Source organism: Actinomadura sp. BRA 177 (assembly GCF_013372625.1).
Taxonomy (GTDB): Bacteria; Actinomycetota; Actinomycetes; order Streptosporangiales; family Streptosporangiaceae; genus Spirillospora.
In genome coordinates this window covers 1-5,700 of sequence record NZ_JABXFD010000511.1, presented here as the reverse complement: position 1 = coordinate 5,700, position 5,700 = coordinate 1, and the positions used below count along the sequence as shown (strand labels likewise).

4 protein-coding genes are annotated in these 5,700 nt (G+C 73.7%); 3 read left to right on the top strand and 1 reads right to left on the bottom strand.

What is annotated here, in order from left to right; genetic code table 11:
* The first annotated feature begins 659 nt into the window (after positions 1–659).
* Positions 660–2,432 carry a SelB C-terminal domain-containing protein gene (locus tag HUX53_RS29560; RefSeq protein ID WP_176406503.1) on the top strand — a complete coding sequence of 591 codons (1,773 nt, stop codon included), beginning with the start codon at positions 660–662 and terminating at the stop codon, positions 2,430–2,432.
* A gap of 63 nt (positions 2,433–2,495) precedes the next feature.
* Positions 2,496–3,689, top strand: a complete 1,194-nt coding sequence (locus HUX53_RS29555; protein ID WP_176406502.1) for an RtcB family protein — start codon at positions 2,496–2,498, stop codon at positions 3,687–3,689.
* Positions 3,690–3,696: 7 nt separating this feature from the next.
* Here HUX53_RS29555 and HUX53_RS29550 read toward each other — a convergent pair whose 3' ends face one another.
* The gene (locus tag HUX53_RS29550; RefSeq protein ID WP_176406501.1) at positions 3,697–4,506 is read right to left on the bottom strand and encodes an alpha/beta hydrolase; all 810 of its coding nucleotides are present in this window, start codon (positions 4,504–4,506) and stop codon (positions 3,697–3,699) included.
* A 143-nt stretch (positions 4,507–4,649) separates the two neighbouring features.
* Here HUX53_RS29550 and moaA point away from each other — a divergent pair, with 143 nt between their 5' ends.
* On the top strand, positions 4,650–5,639 hold the full coding sequence (gene moaA, locus HUX53_RS29545; protein WP_309237493.1) for a GTP 3',8-cyclase MoaA: 990 nt from the start codon (positions 4,650–4,652) through the stop codon (positions 5,637–5,639).
* The last annotated feature ends 61 nt before the right edge of the window (positions 5,640–5,700 follow it).

Sequence of the window (5,700 nt, the reverse complement as noted above, 5' to 3'; positions counted from 1 at the left end):
GTGTTGTGTGGGTCGTGTGTCGGGTGTGGTTTTTGTGTTTAGGATGCGGGGGACGGCGGGGGTCGCCGCAGTCGTGTTCGTCGGCAGCGTCAGATGTGTATAAGGGACGGGGCCGACGGCGGCGGCCCGATGCGGCCGGGCGAGCTGGCCGCCGCGCTCGCGGTGGAGGCGCCGCACGTCACCCGGCAGGTGCAGCGGCTGGAGCGGGCCGGGTACGTCGAGCAGGTGCCCGACCCGGACGACGGGCGGTGCCGGCGGGTCCGGCTGAGCGCGTCCGGGGCGGACGCGGTGGAGTGCATCCGCGCGTCCGGGCGGCGCTGGATCGCCGAGGCCCTCGCCGGCTGGCCGCCCGGCGACCGCGCCCGGCTGGCCGGGCTCGTGCACCGGATGGTGGACGACTTCGCGGCCCACTCGGACGCCGAGCGCGCGGCGGAAGCGGGCCGTGCCGGTTCCGGACGCGACTGAACCGGCGGCGATTTCTGGTCGTTTGTGGTTCACGGGAGGTCAGTGGGTTTTTCCGGGCCGGGGCAAGGCCCGGATCGGGTTTTGCACCGGGCCCCGGCGTCCCTAGGGTTGCCTTCCGTGGACCTTCGTCTGCACAACCCCCGCGTTGAATTCCCCCGCACGGCCTTTCGCGTCTCGGCCCGGAAAGGACGCTGATGCAGGTCGTCACCACCGCCGGTCACGGTGGGCACGGCAAGTCGGCGCTCGTGCGCGCCCTCACCGGCAAGGAGCCGGGCGAGGCGGGCGCGTGGACGGAGCTGCCGTCCGGCCGGCGCGTGGCGTTCGTCGACGTCCCCGGCGGGGAGCGGTCCGTCCCGGCCATGCTCGCGGGCACGGCGCCCGCGCCCGCCGCGCTGCTCGCCGTCGCCGCCGACGAGGGGTGGATGCCGCAGACCGCCGAGCACCTGGACGCCCTCGGCGCGCTCGGCGTCCGGGCCGGCGTCCTCGCGGTCACCAAGTCCGACCTCGCCGACTCCCGGCTCGCGCTGCGGCAGGTCCGCGAACGGCTGGCCGGCACCGCGCTGCGCGCAGTGGAGGCCGTCGCCGTCAGCACCGCCACCGGCACCGGCCTGGACGGGCTGGCCGCCGCGCTCGACCGGCTCACCGGCCGGCTGCCCGTCCCCGACCCGGACGCCCCCGTGCGGCTGTGGGTCGACCACGCCTTCACCGCCGGGCGGCAGACCGTCGTCACCGGCACCCTCGCCGCCGGGACGGTCGCCGTCGGCGACGAACTGCTGCTCATGCCCGCGGGCGACCGCGTCCGCGTCCGGACGATCGGCTGCGCCGGCGAGCCGTGCGACACCGTCGGTGGCGTCTCCCGCGTCGTGCTGACGCTCCGCGACGCGGGCCGCGTGGACGGCGGCATGGCCCTCGTCACGCCCGGCGCCTGGACGCACACCACGTCCGTCGACGTCCGGACCCGGTTCGGCGAGGCGTCCGGGCGGCTCGCGCGGCGGCTGACGCTGCACCTCGGGTCCGCCGCCGTCCCGGTCGGGCTGCGGCCGCTCGGCCCCGACACCGCGCGGCTGACCCTGAACACCCGGCTCGCCCTGCACCTCGGCGACACCGGCGTCCTGCGCGACCCGGCGCGCCGCTCGATCGCCGGGGTGAGCGTGCTGGACGTCCGGCCGCCGACCCTGGTGCGGCGCGGCGCGGGGGCGGCCCGCGCGCGGGAGCTGGCGTCCTGGCCGGACCGGCCGGACGGCACGATCGTGCTGCGCCGGCACGGCGTGCTGCGCCGCACCGAGCTGACGCTGATGGGCTGCGCGCCGCCGCCGGACGCCGTCGCGCTGAACGGCGAGTGGATCGCCGACCCGGCGCACTGGTCGTCGCTGTTCGAGCGGCTCGCCGAGGAGACGTCCCGGCACGCCGCGGGCAGCCCGCACGCGCCCGGCATCCCGCTGGAGACCGTCCGGCTGCGGCTCGGCCTCCCGGCCCGGCAGCTCGTGACCGCGCTCGTCCGGCCGCCGCTGCGGGTGGACGCAGGACGCGTCTACGGCCCCGCGCTCGCCCCCGAGCCCGCGCCCGTCACCGCACCGCCGACGGCGATCGCCGCGACCCCGCCGCCGCCCTGGACCGAGGCCGTCGAGCACCTCCGCACCGACCTCGCGGACACCCCGTTCACGCCGCCGTCCGCCGAGCGCCTCGAAGAGCTGGGCCTCACCGGCGACCTGCTCGCCGCCGCCGACCGCGCGGCCGCCGTCCTGGTCATCGACGACGACATCGTCCTGCTGCCGGGGGCCGACCGGGAGGCGCTGCGCGTCCTGAACGGCCTGCCGCAGCCGTTCACCCGCGCCCAGGCCGCCGCCGCCCTCGGCACCAGCCGCGACGTCGCCGTCGCCCTGCTGCGCCACCTGGACCGGCTCGGCCTCACCGAACGCCGCAGCTCGAACGGTGATGAACCCGTCCAGGACGGGAAAACCGGTTGAACGACCAGTGATGATTCTGGCCTCATAGATCGCGGTCCGGTTCCCGTCGATCCAGGAGAAGGCATGCCGTACCAGACGCTCAAGGGCGGCCGCGTTCCCATCCGGATGTGGACCGACCCCGCCACCGTCGAGGACCTCGCCCTCGACCAGCTCCGCAACGTCTCCGCCCTGCCGTGGGTGGAGGGCCTCGCGGTCATGCCCGACGTCCACTACGGCAAGGGCGCGACCGTCGGCTCGGTCATCGCGATGAAGGACGCGGTGTCCCCGGCGGCCGTCGGCGTCGACATCGGCTGCGGCATGACCGCCGTCAAGTCGTCGCTCACCGTGGAGGACATGCCGGACGACCTGTCCGGCATCAGGCACCGCCTGGAGCGGGCGATCCCCGTCGGCCGCGGCTCGCACAAGGACGCCGTCGACCCGTCCGCGCTGCCGAACCTGAAGGAGCGCGCCTGGTACGAGTTCTGGAAGCAGTTCGACGACCTGCACCCGGCGGTGCGGTCCCGGCACGGCCGCGCCCGCCAGCAGATGGACACGCTCGGCGGCGGCAACCACTTCCTGGAGCTGTGCGCGGACGACCAGGGCGCGATCTGGCTCGTCCTGCACTCGGGATCGCGCAACATCGGCAACGAGCTGGCCGAACGGCACATCGAGGCCGCCCGCAAGCTCCCGCACAACCAGGACCTGCCGGACAACGACCTCGCCGTGTTCCTCACCGGAACCGCCAGGATGGACGCCTACCGCCACGACCTGTTCTGGGCGCAGGAGTACGCGCGCCGCAACCGCGCCGTCATGATGGCGCTCGCGCAGAACGTGGTGACCAGGCGGTTCGGCGAGAAGCGCTGCCGGTGGGGCGAGGTCATCTCCTGCCACCACAACTACGTGGCGGAGGAGGTGTACGGCGGCGACGAGCTGCTCGTCACCCGCAAGGGCGCGATCCGCGCGGGCCGCGGCGACCTCGGCATCATCCCGGGCTCGATGGCGACCGGCACCTACATCGTGCGCGGCCTCGGCAACGAGACCGCCTACAACTCCGCCTCCCACGGCGCGGGCCGCCGCATGAGCCGCAACAAGGCCCGCAAGAGCTTCACCGTGGACGACCTGATCGAGCAGACGAAGGGTGTCGAGTGCCGCAAGGACGGCGGCGTCGTCGACGAGATCCCGGGCGCCTACAAGGACCTGGAAACGGTCATCGAGGCCCAGTCCGACCTGGTCGAGGTAGTGGCCCGACTCCGCCAGCTCATCTGCGTGAAGGGCTGACCGTTGCTCAGCGGGCGAGGACGCGGTCTATGAAAGTGGTCACATCGGCTAGGACCTCGTTGCGGTTCGTTTCGTTGAAGACCTCGTGGCGGGCGTCCGGGTAGAGGCGCTCGGTGAAGTCCTCGCCTCGGATCGCCTCGATGCCGATGCGTGTGTCGGCGGGGCGGACGAGTTCGTCTGCCTCGCCGTGCACGTAGAAGGTCGGGAGTGCGCCCAGGGATCCGCTCTCGTTGATGCGGCGCAGGGTCGTGTCCAGGGCCTTGATCGTGGGCTTCTTGAAGGGGCCGTGCCAGACGAGGGGGTCTTCGGTGTAGGCCTTGCCGACGGCCGGGTCGCGGGAGAGCGTGGACGTGTCGATGGTCGCGTCCGGCATCTCGTCCAAGGGGAGCAGCTCGTCCACCGCGTGCCAGCGGCCGAGGACCGGGCCGGAGAGGACGAGGGCGGTGAGGGCGTCGCCGTGCAGTTGCGCGTAGCGGGCGGCGATCATGCCGCCCATCGAGTGGCCGATCATGACGACGGGCAGGCCGGGGTGGTCGCCGCGCGCCGACTCCACGACCGTGTGGACGTCGGCGACGACGTCCGCGTAGTCCTCGATCAGCACGCGGTCGCCGGCGGAGCGGCCGTGGCCCCTGTGGTCGGGCCCGCAGACGACGGCGCCGTGCCGGACGAGGACGTCCGCGACGTGGTCGTAGCGGCCGAGGTGCTCGCCGTAGCCGTGCACGAGCACCGCGACGTAGCGCGGCTCCCCGTCCGCCCAGATCCGCGCGGTGATCGCGCCCCCCGTCCCGGCGAACTCCCACTCGCGTACCGTCGTCACTCCGGCCTCCCTGATGCTCGATGGAACGTCACGGTCCAATGGGATGCGACGAAACGTCAACCTCCGGAATAGGCTGGTCTGACCGACCGCAAAACCCCGGCGGGCCGCGAGGGCGGGCCGCCGGTCAGCAGGAAGGGGCGCCCGTGCTGGTCGACACCTTCGGCCGTACCGCGACGGACCTGCGGGTCTCGCTCACCGACCGCTGCAACCTGCGGTGCTCGTACTGCATGCCGCCTGAGGGGCTGGACTGGCTGCCGAAGCCGGAACTGCTCACCGATGACGAGGTGATCCGGCTGGTCGGGCTCGCCGTCCGGGAGCTCGGGGTCACCGAGGTCCGCTACACCGGCGGCGAGCCGCTGCTGCGGCGCGGGCTGCCGGAGATCGTGCGGCGGACGGCGGAGCTGTCCCCGCGCCCGCAGATCTCGCTGACCACCAACGGCATCGGGCTCGACCGGCTGGCCGCGCCGCTGGCCGAGGCCGGGCTCGACCGGGTGAACGTCTCCCTCGACACCCTCGACCGCGAGACGTTCAAGCGGCTCGCGCACCGCGACCGGCTGGACGACGTCCTGAAGGGCCTCGCCGCGGCGCAGGACGCCGGGCTGGAACCGGTGAAGATCAACACGGTGCTGATGCGCGGGATCAACGACCGGGAGGCCGTCCCGCTGCTGCGGTACTGCCTGGAGCGCGGCTACCGGCTGCGGTTCATCGAGCAGATGCCGCTGGACGCCCAGCACGGCTGGACCCGGAAGAACATGATCACCGCGGACGAGATCCTGGAGCGGCTGTCCGCCGAGTTCGACCTGGCCCCCGATGAGCAGCACGACCGGGGCAGCGCGCCCGCCGAGTCGTTCCTGATCGGCGGCGGACCGGAGACGGTCGGCGTGATCGGCTCGGTGACCCGGCCGTTCTGCGGCGCCTGCGACCGGGTGCGGCTCACCGCCGACGGGCAGATCCGCAACTGCCTGTTCGCCACCGAGGAGTCCAACCTGCGGGACGCGCTGCGCGGCGGCGCCACCGACGCCGAACTCGCCGAAAGCTGGCGCAAGGCGGTCTGGGCCAAGCGCGCGGGGCACGGCATCGACGACCCGTCGTTCCTGCAGCCCGCCCGGCCCATGTCGGCGATCGGCGGCTAGTGGAGTTCGACGCCGTCCTGCTGGCGGGCGGGCGGGCCCGGCGGTTCGGCGCGGACAAGCC

Coding starts and splice junctions, on each gene's coding strand:
- HUX53_RS29555 (WP_176406502.1), top strand. CDS start 2,496: ATGCCGTACCAGACGCTCAAGGGCGGCCGCGTTCCCATCCGGATGTGG.
- HUX53_RS29560 (WP_176406503.1), top strand. CDS start 660: ATGCAGGTCGTCACCACCGCCGGTCACGGTGGGCACGGCAAGTCGGCG.